26 protein-coding genes are annotated in these 24805 nt (G+C 69.1%); 13 read left to right on the top strand and 13 right to left on the bottom strand.

The window, feature by feature from the left end; translation table 11 throughout:
- Window positions 1-3: 3 nt before the first annotated feature.
- The 3 genes from ABD156_RS34780 to ABD156_RS34770 form a co-directional block, all read right to left on the bottom strand.
- Window positions 4-1476 carry a DUF4153 domain-containing protein gene (locus ABD156_RS34780; RefSeq protein WP_344283919.1) on the bottom strand — a complete coding sequence of 491 codons (1473 nt, stop codon included), beginning with the start codon at window positions 1474-1476 and terminating at the stop codon, window positions 4-6.
- A gap of 349 nt (window positions 1477-1825) precedes the next feature.
- Window positions 1826-2875: a HAMP domain-containing sensor histidine kinase gene (locus tag ABD156_RS34775; protein ID WP_344283917.1), complete on the bottom strand. Its 1050-nt coding sequence runs from the start codon at window positions 2873-2875 to the stop codon at window positions 1826-1828.
- Window positions 2872-3543, bottom strand: coding sequence for a response regulator transcription factor (locus tag ABD156_RS34770; protein ID WP_037714914.1), 672 nt, complete (start codon window positions 3541-3543; stop codon window positions 2872-2874). The genes ABD156_RS34775 and ABD156_RS34770 overlap by 4 nt, the downstream gene beginning before the upstream one ends.
- Window positions 3544-3784: 241 nt before the next feature.
- On the opposite strand from ABD156_RS34770, the gene ABD156_RS34765 reads away from it, so the two are divergent.
- Genes ABD156_RS34765 through ABD156_RS34750 form a run of 4 tightly spaced genes read left to right on the top strand, consistent with a single transcriptional unit; the run spans window position 3785 to window position 8516 of the window.
- Window positions 3785-5290: an NCS1 family nucleobase:cation symporter-1 gene (locus tag ABD156_RS34765; protein ID WP_344283914.1), complete on the top strand. Its 1506-nt coding sequence runs from the start codon at window positions 3785-3787 to the stop codon at window positions 5288-5290.
- A complete protein-coding gene (locus tag ABD156_RS34760; protein ID WP_037813646.1) occupies window positions 5283-6125 on the top strand; it encodes a nitrilase-related carbon-nitrogen hydrolase in 843 nt (280 codons plus the stop codon). Before ABD156_RS34765 ends, ABD156_RS34760 begins: the two co-directional genes overlap by 8 nt.
- Window positions 6125-7507 carry a dihydropyrimidinase gene (gene hydA / locus ABD156_RS34755; RefSeq protein WP_344283911.1) on the top strand — a complete coding sequence of 461 codons (1383 nt, stop codon included), beginning with the start codon at window positions 6125-6127 and terminating at the stop codon, window positions 7505-7507. Before ABD156_RS34760 ends, hydA begins: the two co-directional genes overlap by 1 nt.
- A gap of 10 nt (window positions 7508-7517) precedes the next feature.
- Window positions 7518-8516: a TIGR03842 family LLM class F420-dependent oxidoreductase gene (locus tag ABD156_RS34750; protein ID WP_344283908.1), complete on the top strand. Its 999-nt coding sequence runs from the start codon at window positions 7518-7520 to the stop codon at window positions 8514-8516.
- On the opposite strand, the gene ABD156_RS34745 is transcribed toward ABD156_RS34750, so the two are convergent.
- The 4 genes from ABD156_RS34745 to ABD156_RS34730 are packed head-to-tail and all read right to left on the bottom strand — an operon-like array spanning window position 8517 to window position 11390.
- Window positions 8517-9749, bottom strand: a complete 1233-nt coding sequence (locus ABD156_RS34745; protein WP_344283905.1) for a serine hydrolase domain-containing protein — start codon at window positions 9747-9749, stop codon at window positions 8517-8519.
- Window positions 9750-9759: 10 nt separating this feature from the next.
- Window positions 9760-10578: a siderophore-interacting protein gene (locus tag ABD156_RS34740; RefSeq protein ID WP_344283903.1), complete on the bottom strand. Its 819-nt coding sequence runs from the start codon at window positions 10576-10578 to the stop codon at window positions 9760-9762.
- 57 nt (window positions 10579-10635) lie between these two features.
- A complete protein-coding gene (locus ABD156_RS34735; RefSeq protein WP_344283900.1) occupies window positions 10636-10986 on the bottom strand; it encodes a hypothetical protein in 351 nt (116 codons plus the stop codon).
- The gene (locus ABD156_RS34730; protein ID WP_344283898.1) at window positions 10983-11390 is read right to left on the bottom strand and encodes an SgcJ/EcaC family oxidoreductase; all 408 of its coding nucleotides are present in this window, start codon (window positions 11388-11390) and stop codon (window positions 10983-10985) included. The genes ABD156_RS34735 and ABD156_RS34730 overlap by 4 nt, the downstream gene beginning before the upstream one ends.
- A 94-nt stretch (window positions 11391-11484) precedes the next feature.
- Between ABD156_RS34730 and ABD156_RS34725 the strand changes: the two genes are divergently transcribed.
- Window positions 11485-12192 (top strand): TetR/AcrR family transcriptional regulator, encoded by a 708-nt coding sequence (locus ABD156_RS34725; RefSeq protein WP_344283896.1) that lies wholly within the window; start codon window positions 11485-11487, stop codon window positions 12190-12192.
- Here ABD156_RS34725 and ABD156_RS34720 read toward each other — a convergent pair.
- Window positions 12182-13102, bottom strand: coding sequence for an NADP-dependent oxidoreductase (locus tag ABD156_RS34720; protein WP_344283893.1), 921 nt, complete (start codon window positions 13100-13102; stop codon window positions 12182-12184). The two genes, ABD156_RS34725 and ABD156_RS34720, sit on opposite strands and share 11 nt — an antisense overlap.
- Before the next feature lie 70 nt (window positions 13103-13172).
- Window positions 13173-14390, bottom strand: coding sequence for a radical SAM family heme chaperone HemW (hemW, locus tag ABD156_RS34715; protein ID WP_344283890.1), 1218 nt, complete (start codon window positions 14388-14390; stop codon window positions 13173-13175).
- On the opposite strand from hemW, the gene ABD156_RS47900 reads away from it, so the two are divergent.
- The 7 genes from ABD156_RS47900 (at window position 14365) to ABD156_RS34685 (ending at window position 21042) form a co-directional block, all read left to right on the top strand.
- Window positions 14365-14736, top strand: coding sequence for a putative leader peptide (locus tag ABD156_RS47900; protein ID WP_352268126.1), 372 nt, complete (start codon window positions 14365-14367; stop codon window positions 14734-14736). The two genes, hemW and ABD156_RS47900, sit on opposite strands and share 26 nt — an antisense overlap.
- Before the next feature lie 100 nt (window positions 14737-14836).
- Entirely contained in the window at window positions 14837-16537 is a 1701-nt protein-coding gene (locus ABD156_RS34710) for a nitrite/sulfite reductase (protein WP_344283887.1), read from the top strand.
- Window positions 16534-17229 (top strand): phosphoadenylyl-sulfate reductase, encoded by a 696-nt coding sequence (locus tag ABD156_RS34705; RefSeq protein ID WP_344283884.1) that lies wholly within the window; start codon window positions 16534-16536, stop codon window positions 17227-17229. Before ABD156_RS34710 ends, ABD156_RS34705 begins: the two co-directional genes overlap by 4 nt.
- A 20-nt stretch (window positions 17230-17249) precedes the next feature.
- Entirely contained in the window at window positions 17250-18170 is a 921-nt protein-coding gene (cysD, locus tag ABD156_RS34700; RefSeq protein ID WP_344283880.1) for a sulfate adenylyltransferase subunit CysD, read from the top strand.
- Entirely contained in the window at window positions 18170-19432 is a 1263-nt protein-coding gene (locus tag ABD156_RS34695) for a sulfate adenylyltransferase subunit 1 (protein ID WP_344283877.1), read from the top strand. Before cysD ends, ABD156_RS34695 begins: the two co-directional genes overlap by 1 nt.
- Window positions 19429-20166, top strand: coding sequence for a sirohydrochlorin chelatase (locus tag ABD156_RS34690; RefSeq protein ID WP_344283874.1), 738 nt, complete (start codon window positions 19429-19431; stop codon window positions 20164-20166). The genes ABD156_RS34695 and ABD156_RS34690 overlap by 4 nt, the downstream gene beginning before the upstream one ends.
- A 246-nt stretch (window positions 20167-20412) precedes the next feature.
- A complete protein-coding gene (locus ABD156_RS34685) occupies window positions 20413-21042 on the top strand; it encodes a cyclase (RefSeq protein WP_344283871.1) in 630 nt (209 codons plus the stop codon).
- A 44-nt stretch (window positions 21043-21086) separates the two neighbouring features.
- On the opposite strand, the gene ABD156_RS34680 is transcribed toward ABD156_RS34685, so the two are convergent.
- Both ABD156_RS34680 and ABD156_RS34675 read right to left on the bottom strand, forming a co-directional pair.
- Window positions 21087-22409, bottom strand: coding sequence for an alpha/beta hydrolase family protein (locus tag ABD156_RS34680; protein ID WP_344283869.1), 1323 nt, complete (start codon window positions 22407-22409; stop codon window positions 21087-21089).
- 91 nt (window positions 22410-22500) lie between these two features.
- Window positions 22501-23076 (bottom strand): ArsR/SmtB family transcription factor, encoded by a 576-nt coding sequence (locus ABD156_RS34675; RefSeq protein ID WP_344283867.1) that lies wholly within the window; start codon window positions 23074-23076, stop codon window positions 22501-22503.
- 96 nt (window positions 23077-23172) lie between these two features.
- Between ABD156_RS34675 and ABD156_RS34670 the strand changes: the two genes are divergently transcribed.
- The gene (locus ABD156_RS34670) at window positions 23173-23946 is read left to right on the top strand and encodes an enoyl-CoA hydratase-related protein (RefSeq protein ID WP_344283864.1); all 774 of its coding nucleotides are present in this window, start codon (window positions 23173-23175) and stop codon (window positions 23944-23946) included.
- A 58-nt stretch (window positions 23947-24004) separates the two neighbouring features.
- On the opposite strand, the gene ABD156_RS34665 is transcribed toward ABD156_RS34670, so the two are convergent.
- Entirely contained in the window at window positions 24005-24355 is a 351-nt protein-coding gene (locus ABD156_RS34665) for a barstar family protein (protein WP_344283862.1), read from the bottom strand.
- Complete coding sequence (locus ABD156_RS34660; RefSeq protein WP_344283859.1) at window positions 24352-24804, bottom strand: guanyl-specific ribonuclease; 453 nt, start codon at window positions 24802-24804, stop codon at window positions 24352-24354. The genes ABD156_RS34665 and ABD156_RS34660 overlap by 4 nt, the downstream gene beginning before the upstream one ends.
- Window position 24805 lies beyond the last annotated feature (1 nt).

Genomic DNA, 24805 nt, shown 5'->3' with positions numbered 1-24805 from the left:
CGATCATTCGCACGGCGCCTGCGACCGGACGATCTCCCGGGCCCGGGAGCGGCCTAAGTTCCAGGCAGGCCAAGGGTCGTCCGCGAGAGACACGACGATCGGCCGCAACAGGCAGGCCGCGTCGGGGCGGCGCCGCGCCACCGCCGGAGCCACATCCGCGGAAAACCGGCTGAGATAACGGACGTCGAGCGGTTTGCCGTGCGCCGCCCGGTCCAGGTTGGCGTCGGCGATCAGGCCTTCCGGGTTCGCCGCGGCCAACCCCAGCAGCGCCAGCGCCCCGGTCGCGATCGCCGCCCGGGGCAGCCAGGTCGCGCGGAACGTGCCCAGCGTGGCAACCGTCAGGAGAAACACCACGCCCAGCCAGATCTCGCAGACCTCCACCACCAGGCGCAGCACGGTGAACCCGTAAGCCTCCTGGTAGGTCCACATGCGACTCAACGCCGACAGCACCAGCACCAGGCTCAGCACCGCCAAGGCCCCGAGCAGCGCACGCAGCAGAATCCGGTCGGAGCGGCTGGCTTTCGGAGCCCAGCGCAGTGCCGCGGTGACGATGCCGAGCGTCAGGACGGTACAGGCGCAGAGCTGCCAGAAGCCGCTGCGGGCGTAGTCGGCCGAGGTGAGACCGTCGGTGCGGAGGACATAGTCCGTGCCGCCGAAGAGGGCTACCGCCTGCACCAGAACGTAGGCGGTGAACAAGACTGCCAGCGTGGCCAACGCCGCCGTCCACAGTAGACGGTCGCCGACGGTGGCCGTCCGGTTTTCCCGTTCCGGCAACGGATCCGCGGAGATCAGGAAGGCAGCGGCGATACCGCCGAAGGTCACGGCGAACACCAACGCCCACTGGAAAACCGAATCAGGCCGGACGGTCGGGACGAGGTCGCCGACGAAGTGCGCGAAGTTGTCGTCCGCGCTGATCAGCAGCGGAAGGAACACGACCACCACCAACGCGGACACCAGCACCGCCGCGAAAACCCGCGGTTGGCCTCGCCCCTGACGCCGCGCGCGGCGAAGCACCCACGGCACCGCGCGGAAAGCTTCGAGGGGAATCGCGAGGGCGTCGTAGGTGGTGCCGTGCACGGTTCGCCTGCCGACCACCGCGAGCGACGCCGCGACTCCCGCCGCCAGCACGCACAGCACGAACAACCAGTCCGCCGCCCGCACCGCTCCGACGCCCAGCAACGCGATCGCCAGCACTCCCCACCCCGCGCGACGCCATCGCAAACCCGGCCCCACCTGCACGACCAGCACCGCGATGGCCGCCAGCACCGCCGACAACACCCATCCGGCCCCCGGCCGATCGACCGGCACCAGCGCCGCGGCGACCACCGCGACAGCCACCGCCGCCAGCCTCGCTCCGCCCGGCACCGCGGCCCCGGCCCGCGCGAACAACGGCCGCGGTCCCGACCGCCGCTGGTCGATCACCACAATCCCGGGCGGTACGGCGTGCGCGGGCCGGACTTCGACGTCCTCGGACATGAAACCTCTCTTCGCATTGGCAAATATCGGACGGGATTTCGCTCCCGCCAAGGAGAAATGGGCAGGTTCAGGAGAGCGCGGGGGCCGGGTGCTTCACCGGAGGCGCTGCGGGAACGGAAGCGCCCGGCCAGTGAAGAACCGCGCAAGGGCCTGCCAGTTGACCGCCGCGATCAACCGCCGGGGTCAGCGAACACCTGGCCAGTCGACCGCCGCGCTCAACAACCGGCCTCAGCACCCAGCCAGTGCTTCCCCCGTCACCTTGAGCCCAGCAGCGCGCCACCGCAGCCAGCCACTCGGCCCGCTCGCTCGTCTCCGTCCCGACGGCAGCACGGACACCGAAACAAACCCCTCAAGCAGGCAACGTCACCCGGATCCGGCACCCCGGCCCGCCGCCCCCGGCGGCACGACCGGGTTCCGCGTCGACCACCGCGACCGTCCCGCCGTGCAGTTCCACCACCCACCGCACGATCGCCAGCCCGAGCCCGGTCCCGCCGCCCCCGGCGCGTTCTCCCCGGGTGAACCGCTCGAACACCCGGTCCCGGTCGGGTTCCGCGATCCCCGGCCCCTGGTCGTGCACCTCGATCCGCGCCTCCCCGGCCTCGACCCGGGCCAGCACCGCCACTTCTCCCCCGGCCGGACCGTGCCGCGCGGCGTTCTCCAGCAGGTTCACCACGACCTGGTAGAGCCGCTCCCGGTCGGCGGGCACCGTCGCGCCCGGCGGGCTCACCGAGACGGTGAACCGGACTCCCCGTCCCGCCGCCGCGGCCATCGCTTCCGCCTCGGCGGCGACTTCGGCCAGCAGGTCCGCCAGATCGACCGTCGATCGGTCCAGCGGCAGGGTTCCGGCGTCGATCTGCGACAGGTCCAGCAGCTCGGTGACCAGCCTGCCCAGGCGTTCGGTCTGGTGCAGCGCGGTGCGCAGCGTCGCGGGATCCGGCGAGGCGACGCCGTCCACCAGGTTCTCCAGGACGGCGTTGAGCGCGGTGATCGGCGTCCGCAGTTCGTGCGAGACGTTCGCGATCAGTTCCCGGCGCTGCTGGTCCGCAGTGGACAGATCGGCGGCCATCTGATTGAACGCCGCGGCCAGCGAGCCGACCTCGTCGCGCGCGGTGGCGCGGATCCGCCGGGTGTAATCGCCCTTCGCCATTTCGCCCGCGGCGGCGGTCATTTCGCGCAGCGGACGGGTCATGCCGTGCGCCAGGATCTGCGACGTCACCAGCGCGATGACCATGGCCATCACCGTCGTCTGCGGCGGCAGCCAGCCGATCTGGTACCGGAAAAACCCGAACGCGATCCCGCCGGACGCCACCATCAGGATCGCCAGCTTCAGCTTCACCGACCGGATCGGGTCGAGCGGCCGAGGCAGCAGATCGACGGCTTTCGCCACCAGCACTCTCACGCGGGAACCTCCAACGCGTATCCGACGCCGTGCACCGTCCGGATCAAATCGGCCCCCAGTTTCCGCCGCAACGCCTTGATGTGGCTGTCCACCGCCCGGGTGCCGGCCCCGGTTGCCTGCACGTCCCAGTCCCACACCTCGCTCAGCAGCCGTTCCCGCGGCTGCACCGCACGCGGCCGGCGCGCGAAATGCACCAGGAGGTCGAATTCGATCGGCGTCAACTGGGCGGGTTCGCCCCCTCGGCGAACCCGCCGTTCAGCGATGTCGATCTCCAAATCCCCCAGCACGATCCGCTCCTCCGCCGCGGCCGAAGACCGCTCCACCCGCCGCAGCAACGCCTGGATCCGCGCGGACAGCACGCGCATCGAGAACGGCTTCGTGAGGTAGTCGTCCGCACCGACGCCGAGGCCCACCAGCAGGTCGGTCTCGTCGGCGCGCGCGGTGAGCATCAGCACCGGCACCGGCCGTCGCGCCTGGATCCGGCGGCACACCTCGAGACCGTCGAAACCGGGCAGCATCACGTCGAGAACCACCAGGTCGGGACTGGTCGCCGCCTCCGCCTCGACCGCCGCCGGGCCGTCGTGCGCGACCGTCACGGAGAACCCCTCCGCGCTCAGCCGGGCATCGATCGACGCGGCGATGGTGAGGTCGTCCTCGACGACCAGCACCCGTCTTCCCCCGTTGTCCATGCCGCCGACTTTAAGCAATCGCCGTGGAGGCCATCCGGGTGAGCTGTGGAGATCCGGTGGAGATGTTTCCGCCGTTTTGCCCGGACGTCACCAGCAGGTTGTGACGCAGGTCATGCACCCCGGCGCGGTTCGGCGCAATCGACAGACTGCGCCAAGGGCGTCCGAACAGTGAACAGTCTGTCTCTGCCCCCGGCCCCCGCCCGGCGCGCAGGATTCCGCAATGGAGCCGACGACACGTGAGCACAGCCGGGTGGACCTCGGCGACGTGCGGGCGCTGCGAGGCAGCCGGTTCTTCAACGACGAACTGGCCCCGGTCCCGGTCGAGAAGCGGACCTGGACGACCTACAACTATTTCGCGCTGTGGATGGGGATGGCGCACAACATCCCCTCGTACGCACTGGCCGCGTCGCTCATCGCGCTCGGCATGAACTGGCTGCAAGCGCTGATCACGATCACCATCGGGAACCTGATCGTGCTCGCGCCGATGCTGCTCAACAGCCACGCCGGCACCAAATACGGCATCCCGTTCCCGGTGTTCGCTCGCGCGTTCTACGGCCTGCGCGGAGCGAACCTCGCGGCGTTGCTGCGCGCGTTCATCGCGTGCGGCTGGTTCGGCATCCAGACCTGGGTGGGCGGCGAGGCGATCTACGTGATCGTCGGACGCCTCGCCGGATCCGGCTGGCGCGATTCGGCGGTGATCGCCGGGCAGCACTGGACGCTGTGGCTGTCGTTCGCGGTGTTCTGGCTCGTGCAGATGCTGATCATCTGGCGCGGCATGGAAGCGGTCCGCAAGTTCGAGAACTGGACCGCGCCGCTGGTGTCGGTCGGGTTCCTGATCCTGCTCGGCTACGTGCTGGTGAAGGCGGGCGGGCTCGGCCCGATCCTGCACGACAGCGGGAAGCTCGGCTGGGGGCCGGGGTTCTGGAAGGTGTTCGCGCCGTCGCTGATGGCGATGATCGCGTTCTGGTCGACGCTGTCGCTGAACATGCCGGACTTCACCCGCTTCGGCGGCAGCCAGCGCAAGCAGATGCGCGGCCAGATCCTCGGGCTGCCGACGACCATGACGTTCATCGCGGTCGTCGCCATCCTCACCACGTCCGGCGGGCACGTGCTCTACGGGCAGGACATCTGGGACCCGGCGCAGCTGGCGGACAAGTTCTCCAGCCCGGTCGTGGTGGTCGTCGCGCTGGTCGCGCTGGTGCTGGCGACGATCTCGGCCAACCTGGCGGCGAACGTCGTCAGCCCGTCCTACGACTTCTCCAACGCTTTCCCGAAACGGATCACGTTCGCCCTCGGCGGGCTGATCACCGGCGTGATCGGCATCCTGATCCAGCCGTGGCGGCTCTACTCCGACCCGGACATCTACATTTTCGCCTGGCTCGGGTTCTACGGCGGGCTGCTCGGCGCGGTCGCCGGGGTGCTCGTCGCCGGGTACTGGGTGGTGAAGCGGACGCGGCTGAAGCTGGCCGACTTGTACCTGCCGAGCGGGCAGTACTGGTTCACCGCGGGCTGGCATTGGCGCGCGCTCGTCGCGACCCTGATCGGCGCGGTGCTCGCGGTCGGCGGCGCCTACGGCGGTCCGTTCCCGGCAGATGGCCTGATTCCTTTCCTGAAGCCTTTGTACGACTACAACTGGGCAGTGGGATTCGTCGGCGCTTTCGTCGCCTACATCCTGTTCAGCCTTCCTTTGAACGCGCACCGGAACGAGGAGGAAACCAGTGTCTGACACGGTCCGAGCCGGCTTGATCCAGCAGCGGTGGACGGGTGACAAGGAGTCGATGATCGCGAACGCGGTCGATGCCATCGGCAAGGCGGCTTCGCAGGGCGCGCAGGTGGTGTGCCTGCAGGAACTGTTCTACGGCCCGTATTTCTGCCAGGTGCAGGACGCGGATTTCTACTCCTACACCGAAGCGATCCCGGACGGTCCCACCACGAAGCTCATGCAAGAGGTCGCCGAGCGGCACGGCGTGGTGCTCGTGGTGCCGATGTACGAACAGGAACAGCCGGGCGTCTACTACAACACCGCGGCGGTGATCGACGCCGACGGGAAATACCTCGGAATGCACCGGAAGAACCACATTCCGCAGGTGAAGGGGTTCTGGGAGAAGTTCTACTTCAAGCCGGGCAACCTCGGCTATCCGGTCTTCGACACCGCGGTCGGCCGGATCGGCGTGTACATCTGCTACGAACGGCACTTCCCCGAAGGCTGGCGCGCACTCGGACTGGCCGGGGCGCAGATTGTGTTCAACCCGTCGGCGACGAGCCGCGGGCTGTCCGAGTACCTGTGGCGACTGGAGCAGCCCGCCGCCGCGGTAGCGAACGAGTACTACGTGGGCACGATCAACCGGGTCGGCGTGGAACCGCTGGGCGACAACGACTTCTACGGACAATCGTACTTTGTGGATCCACGAGGCCAGCTCGTCGGCGAGGCGGCGTCGGACACCGAAGAGGAAATCGTGGTCCGCGATCTCGACATGGGCAGGCTCGCCGAGGTCCGCGATCTGTGGCAGTTCTACCGCGACCGCCGCCCGGACAGCTACGGCCCGCTCGCGGAGGCCTGATGACTACCCTGATCCAAGGCGGGCAAGTAGTTTCGCCGTCCGGCGCGGTCACCGCCGACGTGCTGGTGGACGGCGAAACCATCGCGGCGGTAGGCGCTCCCGGCACGCTGACCGGCGACGAAACTCTTGACGCGACCGGCAAGTACGTGCTGCCTGGCGGAATCGACGCGCACACGCACATGGAGATGCCGTTCGGCGGCACGCATTCCGTCGATTCCTTCGAGACCGGCACCATCGCCGCCGCGTGGGGCGGGACGACGACGATCATCGACTTCGCCGTGCAGGCCAAGGGAACGTCATTGTTGTCCACACTGGACAAATGGCATTCCAAAGCAGACGGAAACTGCGCGATCGACTACGGGTTCCACATGATCGTGTCGGACGTCAACGACTCCAGCCTGAAGGAGATGCGGGCGTGCGTCGACGGCGGCGTCGGCAGCTTCAAGATGTTCATGGCCTACCCCGGCGTTTTCTACTCCACCGACGGGGAAATCCTGCGCGCCATGCAGCAGGCGCGCGAGATCGGCGCGACGATCATGATGCACGCGGAAAACGGCATCGCGATCGACGAACTGGCCGCGCAGGCAGTCGCCGCCGGGCACACCGACCCAGTTCAGCACGGCTTGACCCGCCCGCCCGAACTGGAAGGCGAGGCGACCTCGCGGGCGATCCGGCTCGCCCAGGTGACCGGATCACCGCTGTACATCGTGCATTTGTCGGCTTCACAGGCGCTCGCAGCGGTCGCCGAAGCACGGGATAGTGGGCAGAACGTCTTCGCCGAGACCTGCCCGCAGTATCTCTATCTGTCCATTGAGGACTTGGCGAAACCCGATTTCGAGGGTGCCAAGTTCGTGGCCTCCCCGCCGCTGCGGGAGAAATCGCACCAGGCCGACCTGTGGCGCGGACTGCGTACGAACGACCTGTCCGTGGTGTCCACCGACCATTGCCCGTTCTGCTTCAAGGACCAGAAAGAGCTGGGACGCGGCGACTTCCGGGCGATCCCGAACGGGATGCCGGGCGTCGAGCATCGGATGGACCTGCTGCACCAGGGCGTCGTCGCGGGCGAGATCTCGCTGGGCCGCTGGGTCGAAACGTGCTCGGCGACGCCCGCGCGGATGTTCGGACTGTACCCGCGCAAGGGCGTGATCGCGGCGGGCTCGGACGCCGACATCGTGGTGTACGACCCTTCCGCGACCCAGACCCTGTCCTCGGCGACGCACCACATGAACGTGGACTACTCGGCGTACGAAGGGTTTTCGCTCGCCGGGAAGGTCCACACTGTACTGTCGCGCGGTCGAATCGTGGTCTCTCCGGACGGCTTCCACGGCAGCCCTGGGCACGGCAAGTTCCTTTCCCGCGAACTCAATCAATACTTGAATTGAGGGCCGCCTGATGGATTTCGGGATCGTGCTGCAGACCGACCCGCCCGCGGCGGAGGTCGTGCGGATGATGAAGGCCGCCGAGGACGCCGGGTTCCGGTACGGCTGGACGTTCGACTCGTGCGTGCTGTGGCAGGAACCGTTCGTGATCTACGCGCGGATTCTGGAAGCGACTTCCGCGCTGGTCGTGGGGCCAATGGTGACCAGTCCCGGCACGCGGGACTGGTCGGTGATGGCGTCGACCTTCGCGACGCTCAACGACATGTTCGGCAACCGCACGGTGTGCGGCATCGGCCGCGGCGACTCCGCACACCGGGTCGTCGGGCGGCCACCGTCCACTTTGGCCACGGTGCGCGACTGCATGCGCACGGTGAAAGACCTCGCCGAGGGCCGCGAAGTCACGATGAACGACACCGCGGTCCGCATTCCGTGGATCCGCGGCGGACGGCTGGAAATGTGGATGGCCGGGTATGGTCCGAAGGCACTGCAAACCGTCGGCGAACACGCGGACGGCTTCATCCTGCAGTGCGCCGATCCGGCCATCGCCCGCTGGACCATCGGCGCGGTCCGAGACGCCGCCCGCGCCGCCGGCCGCGACCCCGGCGGAATCACGATCTGCGTCGCGGCTCCCGCGTATGTCGGCGAAGACCTGGCACACCAACGGGAACAGCTGCGCTGGTTCGGCGGAATGGTGGGCAACCACGTCGCGGACCTGGTGTCCCGCTACGGCTCGTCCGGCCCGGTGCCGCACGAGCTGACCGATTACATCCGCGAGCGCGAAGGCTACGACTACTCCCACCACGGCCGCGCCGGCAACCCGTCGACCGCGTTCGTCCCAGACGAAATCGTGGACCGATTCTGCTTGCTCGGCCCGGCGTCGGCGCACATCGCTCGGCTGGAGGAATTGGCGGAGCTGGGGGTGGACCAGTTCGCGCTGTACCTGATGCACGACGAGCGGGAGGAGACGTTGGCGGCTTACGGGGCGCAGGTGATTCCTAAGCTGACCGCGTGATCAGTCCAGCATCGCCTGATAAACCAGCTGCCGCAGCTGCTGCCGGATCGGATGGGTCGACGACGGCAGCAGCTGTGTGTAGAACGCCACCGTCAGGTCCTCGTCCGGATCCACCCAAAATGCCGTCGACGCAGCCCCACCCCACGCGTACTCACCAGGCGTAGCAAGGGTTTTCGCCTTAACCGAGTCGATCAGAACCGAGAAGCCCAACCCGAAGCCGTACCCGTCGAAAGGCATCTCCGCGAACAGCGGCCGCCCGTACGCCTCCAGGTCCACATGCCCCGGCAAGTGGTTGGCCGTCATCAGATCCACCGTGCGCGGGCTCAGAATCCGCACGCCGTCGAGCTCTCCGCGGCGCAGCAGCATCTGCGTGAACCGGTGGTAGTCCGCCGCCGTCGAGACGAGGCCGCCGCCGCCCGAGAGGCATGCCGGGCGCGACGTACCCACTGCGCCGAAGGCGTCGTTGCGGACCAGCTTCTTCGTCCCGGGCGCAGGCAGATACAGAGCCGCCAGACGGTCCGTGTCCGAGGTCCAGAAGGCCGTGTCAGTCATGCCCAGCGGGCCGAAGATCCGCTCGGCGAACACCTCGTCGAGCGGCTTCCCCGCCAGCACCTCGACCAATCGGCCCAGGACGTCGCTGGCCACCGAGTAGTTCCACTCCGCACCCGGCTGGAACACGAGCGGGAACCGCGCCCACGCCTTGGTGCACTCCGCCAGATCCAGCCCCGGCGGCGTGCCCCATTCGTACCCGCCGGCCCGGTAGATCGCGTCGGCCGGGTGCGTGTGGTGGAAGCCGTAGGTGAGGCCCGCGGTGTGCGAAAGCAGGTGCCACAGCCGGATCGGTTCGGTCGCCGGCTCGGTGACCGGAGCCAGCGCCGAACCTTTCACGTACACCCGCGGCTCGGCGAATTCCGGCAGCCACCGCGAGATCGGGTCCGTGAGGTCGATCAGGCCTTCCTCGACGAACGTCATCGCCGCCACCGAGGTGACCGGCTTCGTCATCGAGAAGATCCGCCAGATCGTGTCGGTCTCGACCGGCGCACCGGCCTCGACGTCGCGCGCGCCATGCGACGCGACGTGCACGATCCGGCCGTGCCTGCTCACCACCGCGAGGAAGCCCGGCAGCAAGCCGTCGTCCACGTACCGGGCGAAATGCCGGTCGATCCGCCGCAGCCGTGCCCCGTCGAAACCCGCGTCGGCCGGATCGGCCTCCACCTTCACCTCGGTCGCCATGGCGGCGACCTTACGCCGAAGCAGCCGACTTTCGCTCCGCTGCCTTTTCCTCGCGCCAGGCCTCGTCGTTCTTGCCCTCGCGCCAGTATCCGGACAGCGACACCGCGTCCCGCGCGACGCCGCGGTCGTCGAACAGGTACCGCCGCAGCTCCCGCACGAAACCGGCCTCGCCGTGGACGAACGCGTGCACGTCCTGGCCAGGCCACGGCAGCGCCTTCACCGCGGCGACCAGATCGTCGGCCGCCGAGCGGTGCAGCCAGGTGACCTGCGCGTCGGCCTTCGTCGCGAGCGGCTGGTGCTCCGACTTGTCCGCCACCAGCAGGAACACGTGCGCCAAGGCTCCCGGCGGCAGCGCCTCGAGCGCGGCGGCGATGGCGGGCACCGCCGATTCGTCACCCACCAGCAGGTGCCAGTCGGCGTCGGCTCGCGGCGCGTACGCCCCGCCCGGACCGGCCAGCAGCAGCTCGTCACCAGGCTGGGCACGCTGCGCCCACGGCCCGGCCAGCCCCTCGTCGCCGTGCACCACGAAGTCGAGCACCAGTTCGCCCGCCGCCTCGTCGTACGAGCGGACCGTGTACGTGCGCAACCGCGGCGCGTGCTCGCGCGGCAGTTCCTCGCGGATCCGGTTCAGGTCGAACGGCTCCGGATACTCCACCCCGTCCACCTTGAAGATCACCTTCACGTACGCGTCGGTGAACTCGTTCGGGCGGAAATCGCGAAGCCCCTCGCCGCCGGCCACGATCCGGATCATGTGCGGGGTGAGGTGCTCCTTGCGCAGCACCTCCAGCCGCACCGCGGTCCTCCCCTTGCGCGCCGGACCTTCGGCCATCGAACACCCCTATTTCAGTAAGGTTTACCTAAGTCGCGTCTCCCACGGTACGCGCCCTCACCCGTTCCGCCCAGTGCCGCCGTCCCCGAGTTCCGCGAGCATTGCCCGGAAACCCGCCCCGACCCGGTCCCGGTACCCGGCGAAAAGCCGGTTCGCCAGCAGTACTGCCCACCACTGCCCGGTGGCGGCGTTCCGGACGCGGTGCGTGACGCGAGACCCGGCCGGGTCGTCGGCGACCTCGTACTCCCCGCGGTACCACCAACCGCCCTGTGCGGCCAGGAACCGGCGCGAGCGGTCGACTTCCAGCTTCATCGCGTAACCCGAAGCCGTCAACTGCCTTTCCAGCCGCGCGAACACCTCTGTCGGCGCGGCGGGAACGACTCCGGAGACCTCGACGATCGTTCTCATGCTTCCCACGGCTTCGAGACCCGCGTGTTCTGGAACGCGGTGATCTGCCAGCCCTCGTCGCCCCGCAGCATCACGTAGGTCAGCGAGCTCTCGCGCCCCTCGGCGGCCGGGTCGTCGCCTCCGGTCAGCGACGAGCCGCCGCCGGTCACGACGACCGCGACGTCGTCCCGCAGGAGCCGCACCCGCGGCTCGCCCCAGCCGGTGAGCTTCGAACCTTTCAGCGGCCCCTGGAACAGCTCGCGATGCGAGTCCACGATCGCCTGGCGGCCGACGGACCGAAGCCCGAAGAAGGTCACGTAATCGGCGTCTTCGGTGAAGCAGTTGCCGTAGGCGTCGGCGTCTCCGCTGTTCCAGGCGTCGGCGAGACGAGTGAGGACACACCGGACTTCTTCGTGCTGCGACATGTTTTTCTCCTTAACGAACGTCGTTCGCGTACGAGACAAGTTGTACTCACGAACACCGTTCGCGTCAAGCGCGGGGTTCGTCTAGGCTTCGGGGATGACCGCACCGCCCCCGCCCTGGCGCCGGACGCCGAGCCCGCGCCGGCGCGCCGCGAAGCAGATGCTGTCGCAGGAACTGATCGTGAAAACCGCGCTCGAAATCCTCGCCGCCGAGGGCATTGACGCCGTCTCGATGCGCCGGGTCGCCCAGCAACTGGAGACCGGGCCCGCGTCGCTGTACGCGTACGTGGCCAACAAAGAGGAACTGGACGAACTCCTGCTCGACGCGGCGCTGAGCGAAGTACCGTGCCCCGAGCCGGATCCGCAGCGGTGGACCGAACAGGTCAAGGAGCAAGTGCGCCACCAAATCCGGGCGATGATGGCGTATCCGGGCATCGCGAAAGTCGCGTGGCAGACGCCGATCCCGGTGACGCCGAATTCGTTGCGGCAGGGCGAAATCATGCTTCAACTGCTGCGCGCGGGCGGCCTCGATCTCAAGCAGGCGGTGTTCGCGGGCGACGCGTTGAGCACGTACGCGAAGGCATTCGCGTACGAAGCGAGCGGCTGGACGTTCGGCGATTACGACCCGGAAAAAATGAGCGAACGCGGGCAGCAGATGGCGGAGTACATGCAGTCGCTGCCCGCGAGCGCCTTCCCGAACCTGTTGCGGGCCGGGGAATTCTTCACCGAGGAGACCAGCCAGCCCCGGCTCGAATTCGCCTTGGAGGCGTTCGTGGCCGGGCTGGCGGCGATGGTCAGAAAGTGAGCACGATCTTGCCGCGCGTGTGGCCCTGTTCCAGCTCGCGGTAGGCGGCCTGGACCTCGGCCAGCGGGTACGTCGCGGCGATCTCGACGTCGAGCAATCCCTTGTCCGCCAAGGCAACGAGGTCGCGCATGACCTCGGCGCTCGCCCCGGCGATGTTGCCCTCGGTCTTCACCCGGTACGTCTCGGCGGCGTCGAAATCGACCACCGTGTCGATCCGTCCGGGGTAGACGCCGAGCCGCAAGGCGAGTTCGACGTAACCGTCGCCGTAAGTGTCGACGAACGCGTGCACCTGGTCGCCAGTCAGCTCGCGGAGCCGCTCTTCGAGCCCTTCGCCGTACGCGATCGGGACAATGTCGTGCTCGCGCAACCACTCGTGGTTCGCTTCGCTGGCAATGCCGATCACGGTCGCGCCGGTGAGCTTCGCCAGCTGCACAGCCAGCGAACCGACCCCGCCAGCAGCGCCGGACACGACCACCGTCTCGCCCTCGCGCGGGCACACCGCGCCGACCGCGGCGTACGCAGTCGTTCCGGCCACGAACAACCCGCCCGCGACCTCCCACGACAGCCCGCTCGGCTTCGGCACGAGATGCTCCGCCGGGACGAGCACGTATTCAGCGTGGCTGGAGCGGGTGTGCACGAAGCCGACGACCTCGTCCCCCACCTGGATTTCTTCGACGTCCGCGCCCAGCTCGACCACTGTTCCGGCCAGGTCGCTGCCCTGCCCGGACGGGAAGGTGGACGGCCAGCGTTCCGCCAGCGCGCCGACGCGGATCTTCGTTTCCCCCGGATTGATGCCCGCGGCCCGGACCCGCACGAGCACCTGCCCGGATTCCGGCGCCGGCCGGGGCACTTCGGCCAGCTGCAGCACTTCGATCCCGCCGTGTTCGCCGTATCTGACCGCCTGCGGCATACGCGTCTCCCTCGCTCGTATGCTTAGCCCAACAAACGATCGAACGGATTTATGCCCGGCGGGCGAAAATTCAGCCGGCCAGCCTCCGGACCACGGCATCCGCGAGCAACCGGCCGCGGTCGGTCAGCACCGCGCGGCCCCGACTGTCCAAATCGGACACTTCGAGCAGCCCCTCCGCGGCGGCCGCCCGCGCTTCCTTGATTCCGGACTCGTCGAGCGCCGACAACGCCAGGCCGTCGGAGATCCGCAGCTCCAGCATGATCCGCTCCAGGTGCTGGTCCTCCTCGGTGAGCACCTCGCGATCGGCCTCCGGGCTCTGTCCCTCCGCAAGCAGGCTGGAGTACTTGGCCGGATGCTTGACGTTCCACCACCGCACTCCGCCGACGTGGCTGTGCGCGCCCGGCCCGGCGCCCCACCAGTCGCCGCCCTGCCAGTAGCCGAGGTTGTGGCGGCACCGCGCGGCCTCTTCGGTCGCCCAGTTCGACACCTCATACCAGGTCAAACCCGCGCCGGCGAGGACGGAGTCGATCATTTCGTAGTAGCTGGCCAGCGTGTCGTCGTCCGGCGCGGGCAGTTCGCCGCGCCGCACCCGGCGGGCCAGCGCGGTGCCGTCCTCCACGATCAGCGCATACGCCGAGACGTGATCAACCCCGGCCGACAACACCGCGTCGAGCGATGCGCGCAGGTCTTCGACCCGCTCCCCCGGCGTGCCGTAAATAAGGTCGAGGTTGACGTGCTCGAACCCGGCGGCCCGGGCCTCGCGAGCGGCGTCGACCGGACGGCCGGGGGTGTGCACGCGGTCGAGCACCTTCAGCACATGCCGGGCCGCGGACTGCATGCCCAGCGACACCCGGGTGTAACCCGCGTCACGGATGCCCGCGAAGAACTCGGGCGAAGTGGACTCCGGGTTCGATTCGGTCGTCACCTCCGCGCCCGGCGCGAGCCCGAACGCCGACCGGACGCCGTCGAGCACCTCGGCCAGCCCGTCCGCGCCGAGCATGGACGGAGTTCCGCCGCCGACGAACACGGTCTCTGCCCGCGGCGCGCTGCCGAGGATCTCCGCGCCCAGCTCCAGCTCGCGGCGCAGCGCGTCCAGCCACGACCGCGGCGAGGCGGCCGAGCCGAGTTCGCCCGCGGTGTAGGTGTTGAAGTCGCAGTAACCGCAGCGGGTCGCGCAAAACGGCACGTGGACGTACACGCCGAACGGACGGGTGCCGAGGCCGGCGAGCGCGGTCTCGGGCAGTCCGGCGGGAGGGCGGTGAGTGTCGGGAACAGGCACGACGTCCATTCTCCCCCGCCTGCCGCGGACTCCCGCGCGCCCCTGCGCCACCCGGCGGAAAGTTCGGCCGCCGAACGATGCGCCGCCGGTCGCACCGCCGGTTGACAAGCGCCCGAAACCGTCCCACGATGCGTCCGAAAGCCGGGAAAGACCTGGCAGATCGCCCGGCCAATGCACATCGGCGGCCGTTTCGCACCCCCGCAGTGAGCCTTCTCCCACGATCCGGACGCCCTTGGACGACGTTCGGCCCGCGTGGCAATCTGAGCCGGTGAGTCCTGCCGGTGTCCTTCTCGTGGCGCGCCGCCACGTCGACCTTCTCCGGGTCGCGAGCGCGCTCTGCCGGCCTGTTCGCTGACTCCCGCGCAAAGCCTGCCCAGCCCACCACCTGGACCTGCTCCCGCCCCGCGCCGATGCCGCGGCGGAGCCGCCTCGATCACCCCGCCCGGAGGATCTCCATGTCCGCACCCCCGCGTGAGACGCCCGCGAAGGCCCGCACGCCTCGGACTCGCCAGAAGCGCGGCGAGGGCCAGTGGGCGCTCGGCTACCGGGAGCCGCTGAACCCGAACGAGCGCTCGAAGAAGGACGACAGCCCGCTCAACGTCCGCGCGCGGATCGAGAACATCTACGCGCACCGGGGTTTCGACTCGATCGACCCGGGCGACCTGCGCGGCCGGTTCCGCTGGTTCGGCCTCTACACCCAGCGCAAGCCGGGCATCGACGGCGGCCGCACCGCGCTGCTGGAGCCCGAGGAGCTGGACGACCGCTACTTCATGATGCGCGTCCGCATCGACGGCGGCGCCCTCACCACCGAGCAGCTGCGAGTGATCGGCGAGATCTCGAAGGAGCACGCGCGCGACACCGCCGACATCTCCGACCGGCAGAACGTCCAGTACCACTGGATCCAGATCGAGGACGTGCCCTCGATCTGGTCGCGGCTCGAAGCCGTCGGCCTGAGCACCACCGAGGCCTGCGGCGACTGCCCGCGCGTCGTGCTCGGCTCCCCGGTCGCCGGCATCGCCGAGAACGAGGTGCTCGACGCCACTCCCGCGATCGACGAGATCCTCGAGCGCTACATCGGCGACCCGCGCTTCGCCAACCTGCCGCGCAAGTTCAAGACCGCGATCTCCGGGCTGCCGGACATCGTGCACGAGATCAACGACATCGCCTTCGTCGGCGTCAACCACCCCGAGCACGGCCCCGGCCTCGACCTGTGGGTCGGCGGCGGGCTCTCCACGAACCCGATGCTCGCGCAGCGGCTCGGCGCGTGGATCCCGCTGGACGAGGTCCCGCAGGTGTGGGAAGGCGTCGTCTCCATCTTCCGCGACTACGGCTACCGGCGGCTCCGGTCGAAAGCCCGGCTGAAGTTCCTGGTCAAGGACTGGGGCATTGAAAAATTCCGGGAAGTCCTCGAAACCGAGTACCTCAAGCGGAAGCTGATCGACGGCCCGCCGCCGGAGAACCCGGCGACCCCGATCGACCATGTCGGCGTGCACCGGCAGAAGGACGGCAACTTCTACGTCGGGGCCGCGCCGATCGCCGGGCGGGTGTCGGGCAGCACGCTGGTCGCGGTCGCCGAGGCGGCCGAGCGCGCCGGATCGCGGCGGGTGCGGCTGACCCCGCACCAGAAGCTGGTCGTGCTCGACGTGCCCGAGGCCAAGGTCCCCGCGCTGGAGACGGAGCTGGCCGAGCTGGGCCTGCAGACCAAGCCGTCGCCGTGGCGGCGCAGCGTGATGGCGTGCACCGGGCTGGAGTTCTGCAAGCTCGCGATCGTCGAGACGAAGGTGCGCGCGCAGCAACTGGTGGCGGATCTGGAGAAGTCGCTCGCCGACATCAACGCGCAGCTGGAAACGCCGGTCACGGTGCACCTCAACGGCTGCCCCAACTCCTGCGCCCGCGTGCAGACCGCGGACATCGGGCTCAAGGGCCAGATCGTCAGCGACGCCGACGGCAACCAGGTCGAGGGCTTCCAGGTGCACCTCGGCGGCGGGCTCGGGCTCGACGCCGGATTCGGCCGGAAGCTGCGCGGCCACAAGGTCACCGCGGGCGAGCTGGTCGAGTACGTGGAACGCGTGGTGCGCGCGTACGTCGCGGGCCGCGAGCCGGGCGAACGGTTCCCGCAGTGGGCGTTGCGGGCGGACGAAGGGGTGCTGCAGTGACCGCGGTGGCGGACTATCGGGCGCTGGCCGAACGCGCCGAGAAGGAACTGGCCGACGCGACCGCCGAGGAGGCGCTTCGCTGGACGGCCGAGACCTTCGGCGACGACTTCATCGTGGCGTCGAACATGCAGGACGCCGTGCTGATCGACCTCGCCACGAAGGTCAAGCCCGCGGTGGACGTGCTGTTCCTGGAGACCGGCTACCACTTCGCCGAAACCCTCGGGGTGCGCGACGCGGTGCAGACGGTGTACCCGGAGGTGCGGATCGTCAACGCGCAGGCCGAGCAGAGCGTCGCCGAGCAGGACGCGGAGTACGGGCCGAAGCTGCACGAACGCGACCCCGGCCAGTGCTGCTTCCTGCGCAAGGTCGTGCCGCTGCGGCAGACGCTCGGCAAGTACTCGGCGTGGGTCACCGGCGTGCGCCGAGTGGACGCGCCGACCCGCGCGAACACGCCGATCGTCACCTGGGACGAGCGCAACGGCCTGGTGAAGATCAACCCGATCGCCGCGTGGACCGACGACGAGTTCAACGGCTACCTGCACTCGAACGGGATTCTGGAGAATCCGCTGGTGTCGATCGGCTACCTGTCGATCGGCTGCGCGCCGTGCACCGCGAAGGTCGAGGCGGGGCAGGATCCGCGCAGCGGCCGGTGGGCGGGGCAGTCCAAGACCGAGTGCGGACTGCATGGCTGATGGCTAACACAGGAGGACTGATGACGACGGCGGAACCGGCGGCCGACGCGGCTGTCGACAACCTGGCCGCCTTGGAGTCCGAGGCCATCCACATCTTCCGCGAGGTCGCGGGCGAGTTCGACCGGCCGGTGATCCTGTTCTCCGGCGGCAAGGACTCGACGCTGATGCTGCACCTGGCGATCAAGGCCTTCTGGCCCGCGCCGGTGCCGTTCCCGCTGCTGCACGTGGACACCGGGCACAACTTCGACGAGGTCCTCGAATTCCGCGACCGCGTCGTGGAAAAGCACGGGCTGCGGCTGGTCGTCGCAAAGGTCCAGGACTGGATCGACGACGGCCGGCTCGAGGAGCGCGCCGACGGCCTGCGCAATCCGCTGCAGACCACGCCGCTGTTGGAGACGATCGCGGAGAACAAGTTCGACGCGGTCTTCGGCGGCGGTCGCCGAGACGAGGAGCGAGCGCGGGCGAAGGAGCGGATCTTCAGCCTGCGCAACGCTTTCGGCCAGTGGGAGCCGCGCCGGCAGCGGCCGGAACTGTGGAACCTCTACAATGGACGGCACCGTCCGGGCGAGCAGGTCCGCGTGTTCCCGCTGTCCAACTGGACCGAAGCGGACGTGTGGAACTACATCGCCCGCGAAAAGGTCGAACTGCCTTCGATTTACTACGCCCACCAGCGCGCGGTCTACCAGCGCGACGGCATGTGGCTCAGCGAGGGCCCGTGGGGCGGGCCGCGTCCCGGCGAGGACGTGCGCGAGCTGAGCGTGCGCTACCGGACCGTCGGCGACGGTTCGTGCACTGGCGCGATCGAATCCACGGCGTCCACTGTGGACGAAGTGATCGCTGAGGTCCAGGCTTCGCGGCTCACCGAACGCGGCGCCACCCGCGCCGACGACCGGATGTCCGAGGCGGCCATGGAAGACCGCAAACGGGAGGGCTACTTCTGATGTCGAGCCTGCTGAGGCTGGCCACCGCGGGCAGCGTGGACGACGGGAAGTCCACGCTGGTCGGGCGGCTGCTCTACGACACCAAGTCCGTCCTCGCCGACCAGCTCGACGCGGTCACCCGCGCGTCTGTCGACAAAGGACTGTCTACTCCGGACCTTTCGCTGCTCGTCGACGGCCTGCGCTCGGAGCGCGAGCAGGGCATCACGATCGACGTCGCGTACCGGTATTTCGCCACGCCGAAGCGGTCGTTCGTGCTCGCCGACACCCCGGGACACGTGCAGTACACCCGCAACACGGTCACCGGCGCGTCCACCGCGCAGCTCGCGGTACTGCTGGTCGACGCGCGCAACGGCGTGGTCGAGCAGACCAGGCGGCACGCGGCCGTGCTCGCGCTGCTCGGCGTGCCGCAGCTGGTGCTGGCGGTGAACAAGATCGACCTCGTCGACTACGACGAGAACACCTTCGGCGTCATCGCCAAGGAGTTCACCGCGCACGCGGAATCCCTCGGCTACGACTCGGCGTCCGTCGTCTCCATCCCGGTTTCCGCGCTGGTCGGCGACAATGTGGCGACCCGGTCCGAGAAAACCCCGTGGTACGACGGCCCGTCGCTGCTGGAGCACCTTGAAAACGTGCCCGTAGCGCCGGATCCGCACGATTCCGCGCTGCGGTTCCCGGTCCAGTACGTGATCCGCCCGCGCACCGCCGAGTACCCGGATTACCGTGGCTATGCAGGGCAGATCGCCGCCGGCACTGTGCGTCCGGGCGACGAGATTGTCGTGCAGCCGCAAGGGATTCGCAGCCGAGTCGAGCGGATCGACACCGCGGACGGTCCGCTGGAAGAAGCGGGTGCCGGAACCTCGGTGACCCTGCTGCTCGCCGACGACATCGACATCAGCCGCGGCGACCTCATCGCCGCCGCGGACGCGCCGCCGGAGGTCACTGACGAGATCACCGGCACGCTCTGCTGGCTGTCCTCGAAGCCGCTCAAGACCGGCGCGCGCGTGCTGATCAAGCACGGCACCCGGACCGTGCAGGGGCTCACCACCGAGTTGCACGCCCGGTTCGACGAGCAGACCCTGTCCAGTGTGGACTCTCCGGGCAGCTTGGAGCTCAACGACATCGGCAGCGTCAGCCTGCAGCTGGCCGAACCGCTGCCGGTGGACGACTACGGCGTGAGCCCGCGCACCGGCGCGTTCCTGGTGATCGACCCGAAGGACGGCGACACCCTCGCCGCCGGACTCGTCGGAGAACGGTTCTCGTGACGCCTCCCCTGGTCGCCGTCGCGCACGGCAGTCGTGACCCCCGCTCCGCCGCGACGGTGCGGGCGCTGGTCGACGTCGTCCGTGCGCAGGCGCCGGGGCTGGACGTGCACGAATCGTTCCTCGACCTGTCGGAGCCGCGGGTCACGGACGTCCTGCGCGGCCTTTACGCACAGGGGCATCGCTCCGCGGTCGTCGTGCCGTTGTTGCTGGGCAGCGCTTTTCACGCCCGGGTCGACCTGCCCGCGCTGGTCGACGAGGTGACCGCGGAGTGCCCCGGGTTCCGGATCCAGGTGTCGGACGTGCTGGGCGCCGACCCGGCGCTCGAAGCCGTCGCCCTCGACCGGCTCGCCGGAGCCCGCCTCCGCAGCGGAACCGGCGTGCTGCTGAGTGCGGTCGGCTCCTCGAACCCCGAGGCCAACGCCGTCGTCGCCGGAGTGGCCGCACGCTGGGAAAAGCAGCTCGGGCTTCCGGTGAGCGAGGCGTTCGCCAGCGCCGCTCAGCCGGACATCCCGGCCGCCGCCGCTCGCCTGCGCGATCGCGGCGTACGGCATCTCGTGGTGGCGTCGTGGTTCCTGGCCCCCGGTCTGCTGCCGGACCGGATCGCGTTGCTGACCCGCGAGGCCGACCCCAGCGCGTTCATCGCCGAGCCGCTCGCGGACGACCCGCGCGTAGCGGACGTCGTGATCGGCCGGTATGCCGCCGCGATCTCCGGGCTGCTGCGGACGGCCGCCTGACAGTCGCACCCGGGCAGCCCACGCCGGTGGTCCGGCCTGGCTCGCCCTGTCGGACCACCGTCGGTAGACCCGAACGGCCGATCAGACCACTCCTACCGCCACAAGGTGAGTGGTATTCACATTTTTCGTCACGGTGCGCGCCTGTGAACGGTCAATCCTTGACGCGCTACTTAACTTGCCGGTAACTCTCTAATCGCTGCGCAGCTTTCTCTCTCCCCCGTGAAACCCGCAGGTAGGAGCACACAGATGAAAGCACCTCACCTTTACCGGCTGGCCGCGCTGACGGCGGTCGCCGTCCTTCCGCTCGCCCTCGCGGCCCCGGCGTCCGCCGCGACCGCGATCAACTTCGACTGCCAGGCCGACGCACCGGTGGTCGGCCCGCAGCAGGTGTCGCTGACCCAGAACGCCGACGTCACCGCACCCGCGACGGTCGCACCCGGCGGCGCGTTCGACGTCGTCATCGACCCCGCGCCCAACACCGTCCCGAGCGACGTGGGCGGCAACAAGGTCAAGAACATCAACACCTTCGCGCTGAAGTTCCCGATCCCGGCGAACTCGACCTACGTCAGCGCCGACCTCGCCGGAGGCTCCGGCCTCGGCGACACCCCGCCGACGATCGCCGTCGCCAACGGCGTGGCGACCCTGAGCTTCCCCGGCCCGATCGCCGGCGGTTCGACCTTCGAGCTGCCGACCATCACCGCGCACCTCAAGGCAGGCGACTCCGGCAAAATCGAGACGAAACTGTCCGGCACCAGCTACAGCGACCCCGGCCTGACCTTCAAGGCCGTGGCCAGCAGCATCATCGGCGACGTGACCGCGCCGACGGCGTGCTTCCCGAACCCGAGCCCGGTTTTCACCACGACGACGATCGGCTGACCCGGACCGCGGCCACCCGCTGCGCCCGGGTGGCCGCGCCCGGTTCACGGCAGCAGCAGTCCCCAGTAGACCGCCCACGGAACGAACACCAGCCCGGCCACGAGCGGTGCGATCGTGCCGCGCTGCCGGCCTGGTTTCCGCAGCCCGGTCGCGGTTACCGCCAACGCCACTACGGTCGCGATCGCCAGCGCTTGCACCGCCAGCCACGGCAACGGCCGCCCGACGAATACCGGTCCGAGATCCTTCATCCCGGACACCTGAGCCCAGCCGAGCATTCCGACGAACCCGGCGACAGCCGCCGTTCCCAGCCCAGCCAGCCACCGCGACGGCCTAGTCCCCCGGCGACGGATCAACGCAACCACACCGCCGACCACGAACCCGCCGAGGAACAAGACGAGCGCGATCCCTTGCACCCCAACAGATTCCCACCAGGCCAACGGCTGAAGCGCTTCCGTCGGACGCTGCGTGAAGGCCGCGGTTTCGACGTGCACGCCCCGCCGATCCGCCAGCCATTCCCCGACCACTGCCGGATAGCCGGGCACGACCCGAGGCTGGCGGTCGAACCCGGCGTCGCTGGTCGCGTACAGATCCGGCCCTCCGCCCGTGACGAACCGAATCGTGTGGTTCGGGTGTCCGGCCAGTGCGTCCGCGAAAATCCGCGAGCTCTCGACCGGCACGTGATTGATGTCGAGGTCTCCCCACAACGCCAGGATCGGCTGTTTCAGCCGCCGCAACACCGGCACCGGGTCGTAGTCGGCCTCGGGAAACAACCCCGCTCCGACGGCGAACCGCGTTCCCCGCACCGGCAAGGTCGTCAGCAACGAACCGGAAATCCCTTGGTGGCGAAGGACATTCCCCCAATACCACGAGGTCTGCCTGGCTCCGCCCAACCCCGATCCGCCGACCGTGATCACATACGAGATGTCAGCCGTCCGCGTCGCCGCGAGCGGCGCGACCCACGCACCCTCGCTGACTCCCCAGACGCCGACTTCCGCGGCTTCGGAATGAGCCCGCAACGCGTGCACCGCCGAGACCAGATCGTCCGCCAGCACGCCGTAATCGCGCTGGGTCTTGGAATAACCGCTGGTACGCCGGTCGTACACGAGCGTCGTGACGCCGAGCCGCGTGAACATCTCGGCCTGCAACCGGAGGTTGTCCCGCGTCCGCCAGTCCGATCCGCCTTGCAGGACGATCGCGGACTTCGCCGGGCCTTCCGGCCGGAATACCGTGCCGTGCAACGTGATTCCGCCCGCGCCGGTGAAGCTGACGTCAGCGGACGATTGTGCTTGCGCTGGCTGGGCGGTCGGCAGGACCGAGCCCAGCGCGAGGATCGCGGCAACGAGCCGCGATTTGCCCCAGGGCAGCATGAAGTGTTCTCCTTGCTTCGGGAGATCGTGCGACGTTTTCCCTTATTCCTGGGTGCCGAGTTGCCGCTCGGCACCCAGGGCCTCCTCCAGTTCAGTCCTGGACGGCCTCCTCTCCGGCCGGCGTCGGGAACGCGATCATCCGCGTCTCCACCCGGCGCGCCCCCTCCGGCGTCTCGTCGTCCGGCCGCTGATACCGGCGCAGCAAGGCGAGATACGCCTCGACGAAGTCGCCCAGCTCGTCCAGCGTCACGGTGATCGCGCCGCGCGAGTACGGAATCGCGTCCGCCCACTCCCCGAGCCGCGGCCGCTCGCGCTCGAACCGTTCGTACAGCTCGGTATCGCCCGCGAGCCACAGCCGGTGCAGCTCGCCGATCGCCGCCTTCGCCGGATCGTCGCGCTCGTCCGCGGGCGGCAAGCGGAGGTCATGCGGCACCGCGCGCCACCAGCGCTCTCGCCCGCGCGCGCGTTCGGGAAGCTCCTCGACGAACCCGTTCTCGGCCAGCACCCGCAGGTTGTAGCTGGTCCCGCCGCTGGTCACGCCCAGCCGCTCAGCGAGCGTCGTCGACGTCGCGGGCCCGGACGCGGCGAGCGCCTCGAGAATCCGCTGCCGCAACGGATTCGCGAGCGCCTTGAGTGCCTTGAGATCGGCGGGGCGAGGTTCTGCCATGCTCCCAAGGTAGCTGTGCACGAGTTTTCATGCACGGGTTTTCGTGCATGAACTTCACACCCGCTCCCGGGCAGGCGGTGTGCGAAAGTGTCAGGCATGGCTGACGAACTGGTGCACTACGAGGTGGCGGCCGGCATCGCCACGATCACCCTGGACTCCCCGCACAACCGCAACGCGCTGTCGGCGCAGCTGCGGCGGGAACTGAGCGAGTCGCTGACCAAGGCCCGCGAGGACGACTCGGTGCGCGTGGTGCAGCTGACCCACACCGGCCCGGTCTTCTGCGCGGGCATGGACTTGAAGGAAGCCCGCGGCGCCGGTTCGTCCGACCAGGGCGTGAACGAGTTCCCGCAGATCCTGGACCAGCTGTGGACGAGCCCGAAGCCGGTCGTCGCCCGGTTGGCCGGCCCGGCTCGCGCGGGCGGCATCGGCATGGTCGCCGCGTGCGACATCGCGGTCGCGGTCCCGGAAGCGACCTTCGCCTTCTCGGAAGTCCGCATCGGCGTCATCCCGGCGGTCATCAGCCTGACGGTCCTCCCGCGGCTGAACGCCCGGGCCGCGCACGAACTCTTCCTGACCGGCGACGTCTTCGACGCGAAGCGCGCGGTGGAGATCGGCCTGCTGAACGCCTGCGTCCCCTCCGAGGACCTGGACAAGACCGTCGAGGGCTACCTCAAGTCGCTGACCCTGGGCGGCCCGAAAGCCTTGGCCGCCACCAAGGAACTGCTGGCCCGCCCGCGTCCGGCCACTCCGGCCGAAGGCTTCGCCGACATGAACGCCCTCTCCGCGGGTTTCTTCGCCAGCGAAGAAGGCCAGGAAGGGATCCAGGCTTTCGCTCAGAAGCGCAAGCCGAACTGGGTCCCGCAGGACTGACGTCCGTGAGGGGAACCCTGAGGGACTCTGATTCCCTCAGGGTTCCCCTCACGGCCCGCTAAGCGTCCACCAGCACCAAAGTCAGCCGCCGCTCGCCGGAGCCCATCGCGCGCTGCGCGTCCGACAACACGCTTCGCACCGCCAGATAAGCCTTGGGCTCAGCGGCTTTCAGCCCGTCCGACCCGGCCCAGATCAGCACGTGCTCACCGGTCGGCAGCCACGACAAATCCGTGAGCATGTCGTACAGCGCGTCCAAATTCCGTCCGAAATAAGACGGAAAAGACAGCGCCTCGCCGATCGCGTCCAGCGCCGACAGTTTGTCCAGCGCCCGCGCTCCGTCGACCCGATGCGGATAGGCCCCGCGCGCGAACGCCGCGTCGGCCGCGGCCTGCGCCGTCTCGCCGGTCACCGCGCGGAGTCCACGACGACGAACGACGCGTAATGATCGCCTGTGTAATACAACTCTTTCCCCGCCCCTGTGATCAACCGGCGGGCCCCTCGGTCCGGGCTCCCCGGCGTCTTCACGGTGTATTCGTGGTAATAGCCGTTCTTCTCCGCGGGAAGCTTTTTCTCCCGGTTCTGGAAGACGACGTCGTCATTGCGCGGATACGGGTAGGGCCCGCCCTTCTGGATCAGGCTCCACGTGTCTTTCGCCTGCGAGGGCAGCGACGACAACGGCTTGACCGGCAGCTGGGAATCGGCTCCCGGCACTTTCCCGGAAGCGGCGGCGGGAGCACCCGACGAGGACGAGGGCGCCGGCGAATCCGAGGAGCCGGCGGTTTCCTTGACGAGCCACCCGCCGAGCACCAGCACGAGGAGACCGACGAGCGCAGCGGTGATCCGCCTACGGTTGACCATG

The sequence above is a fragment of the Amycolatopsis albidoflavus genome (assembly GCF_039525725.1).
Lineage (GTDB): Bacteria > Actinomycetota > Actinomycetes > Mycobacteriales > Pseudonocardiaceae > Amycolatopsis > Amycolatopsis albidoflava.
Note: the sequence above shows the minus strand (reverse complement) of the source record. Positions and strands in the feature narration are given on the sequence as shown.

What these genes read in the sequence shown, in the direction of transcription:
- ABD156_RS34780 (WP_344283919.1), bottom strand. Translation starts at nt 1,476, where the DNA reads ATGTCCGAGGACGTCGAAGTCCGGCCCGCGCACGCCGTACCGCCCGGG.
- ABD156_RS34765 (WP_344283914.1), top strand. Translation starts at nt 3,785, where the DNA reads ATGGAGCCGACGACACGTGAGCACAGCCGGGTGGACCTCGGCGACGTG.
- hydA (WP_344283911.1), top strand. Translation starts at nt 6,125, where the DNA reads ATGACTACCCTGATCCAAGGCGGGCAAGTAGTTTCGCCGTCCGGCGCG.
- ABD156_RS34750 (WP_344283908.1), top strand. Translation starts at nt 7,518, where the DNA reads ATGGATTTCGGGATCGTGCTGCAGACCGACCCGCCCGCGGCGGAGGTC.
- ABD156_RS34745 (WP_344283905.1), bottom strand. Translation starts at nt 9,749, where the DNA reads ATGGCGACCGAGGTGAAGGTGGAGGCCGATCCGGCCGACGCGGGTTTC.
- ABD156_RS34740 (WP_344283903.1), bottom strand. Translation starts at nt 10,578, where the DNA reads ATGGCCGAAGGTCCGGCGCGCAAGGGGAGGACCGCGGTGCGGCTGGAG.
- ABD156_RS34735 (WP_344283900.1), bottom strand. Translation starts at nt 10,986, where the DNA reads ATGAGAACGATCGTCGAGGTCTCCGGAGTCGTTCCCGCCGCGCCGACA.
- ABD156_RS34730 (WP_344283898.1), bottom strand. Translation starts at nt 11,390, where the DNA reads ATGTCGCAGCACGAAGAAGTCCGGTGTGTCCTCACTCGTCTCGCCGAC.
- ABD156_RS34725 (WP_344283896.1), top strand. Translation starts at nt 11,485, where the DNA reads ATGACCGCACCGCCCCCGCCCTGGCGCCGGACGCCGAGCCCGCGCCGG.
- ABD156_RS34720 (WP_344283893.1), bottom strand. Translation starts at nt 13,102, where the DNA reads ATGCCGCAGGCGGTCAGATACGGCGAACACGGCGGGATCGAAGTGCTG.
- hemW (WP_344283890.1), bottom strand. Translation starts at nt 14,390, where the DNA reads ATGGACGTCGTGCCTGTTCCCGACACTCACCGCCCTCCCGCCGGACTG.
- ABD156_RS34710 (WP_344283887.1), top strand. Translation starts at nt 14,837, where the DNA reads ATGTCCGCACCCCCGCGTGAGACGCCCGCGAAGGCCCGCACGCCTCGG.
- cysD (WP_344283880.1), top strand. Translation starts at nt 17,250, where the DNA reads ATGACGACGGCGGAACCGGCGGCCGACGCGGCTGTCGACAACCTGGCC.
- ABD156_RS34695 (WP_344283877.1), top strand. Translation starts at nt 18,170, where the DNA reads ATGTCGAGCCTGCTGAGGCTGGCCACCGCGGGCAGCGTGGACGACGGG.
- ABD156_RS34685 (WP_344283871.1), top strand. Translation starts at nt 20,413, where the DNA reads ATGAAAGCACCTCACCTTTACCGGCTGGCCGCGCTGACGGCGGTCGCC.
- ABD156_RS34680 (WP_344283869.1), bottom strand. Translation starts at nt 22,409, where the DNA reads ATGCTGCCCTGGGGCAAATCGCGGCTCGTTGCCGCGATCCTCGCGCTG.
- ABD156_RS34675 (WP_344283867.1), bottom strand. Translation starts at nt 23,076, where the DNA reads ATGGCAGAACCTCGCCCCGCCGATCTCAAGGCACTCAAGGCGCTCGCG.
- ABD156_RS34670 (WP_344283864.1), top strand. Translation starts at nt 23,173, where the DNA reads ATGGCTGACGAACTGGTGCACTACGAGGTGGCGGCCGGCATCGCCACG.
- ABD156_RS34660 (WP_344283859.1), bottom strand. Translation starts at nt 24,804, where the DNA reads ATGGTCAACCGTAGGCGGATCACCGCTGCGCTCGTCGGTCTCCTCGTG.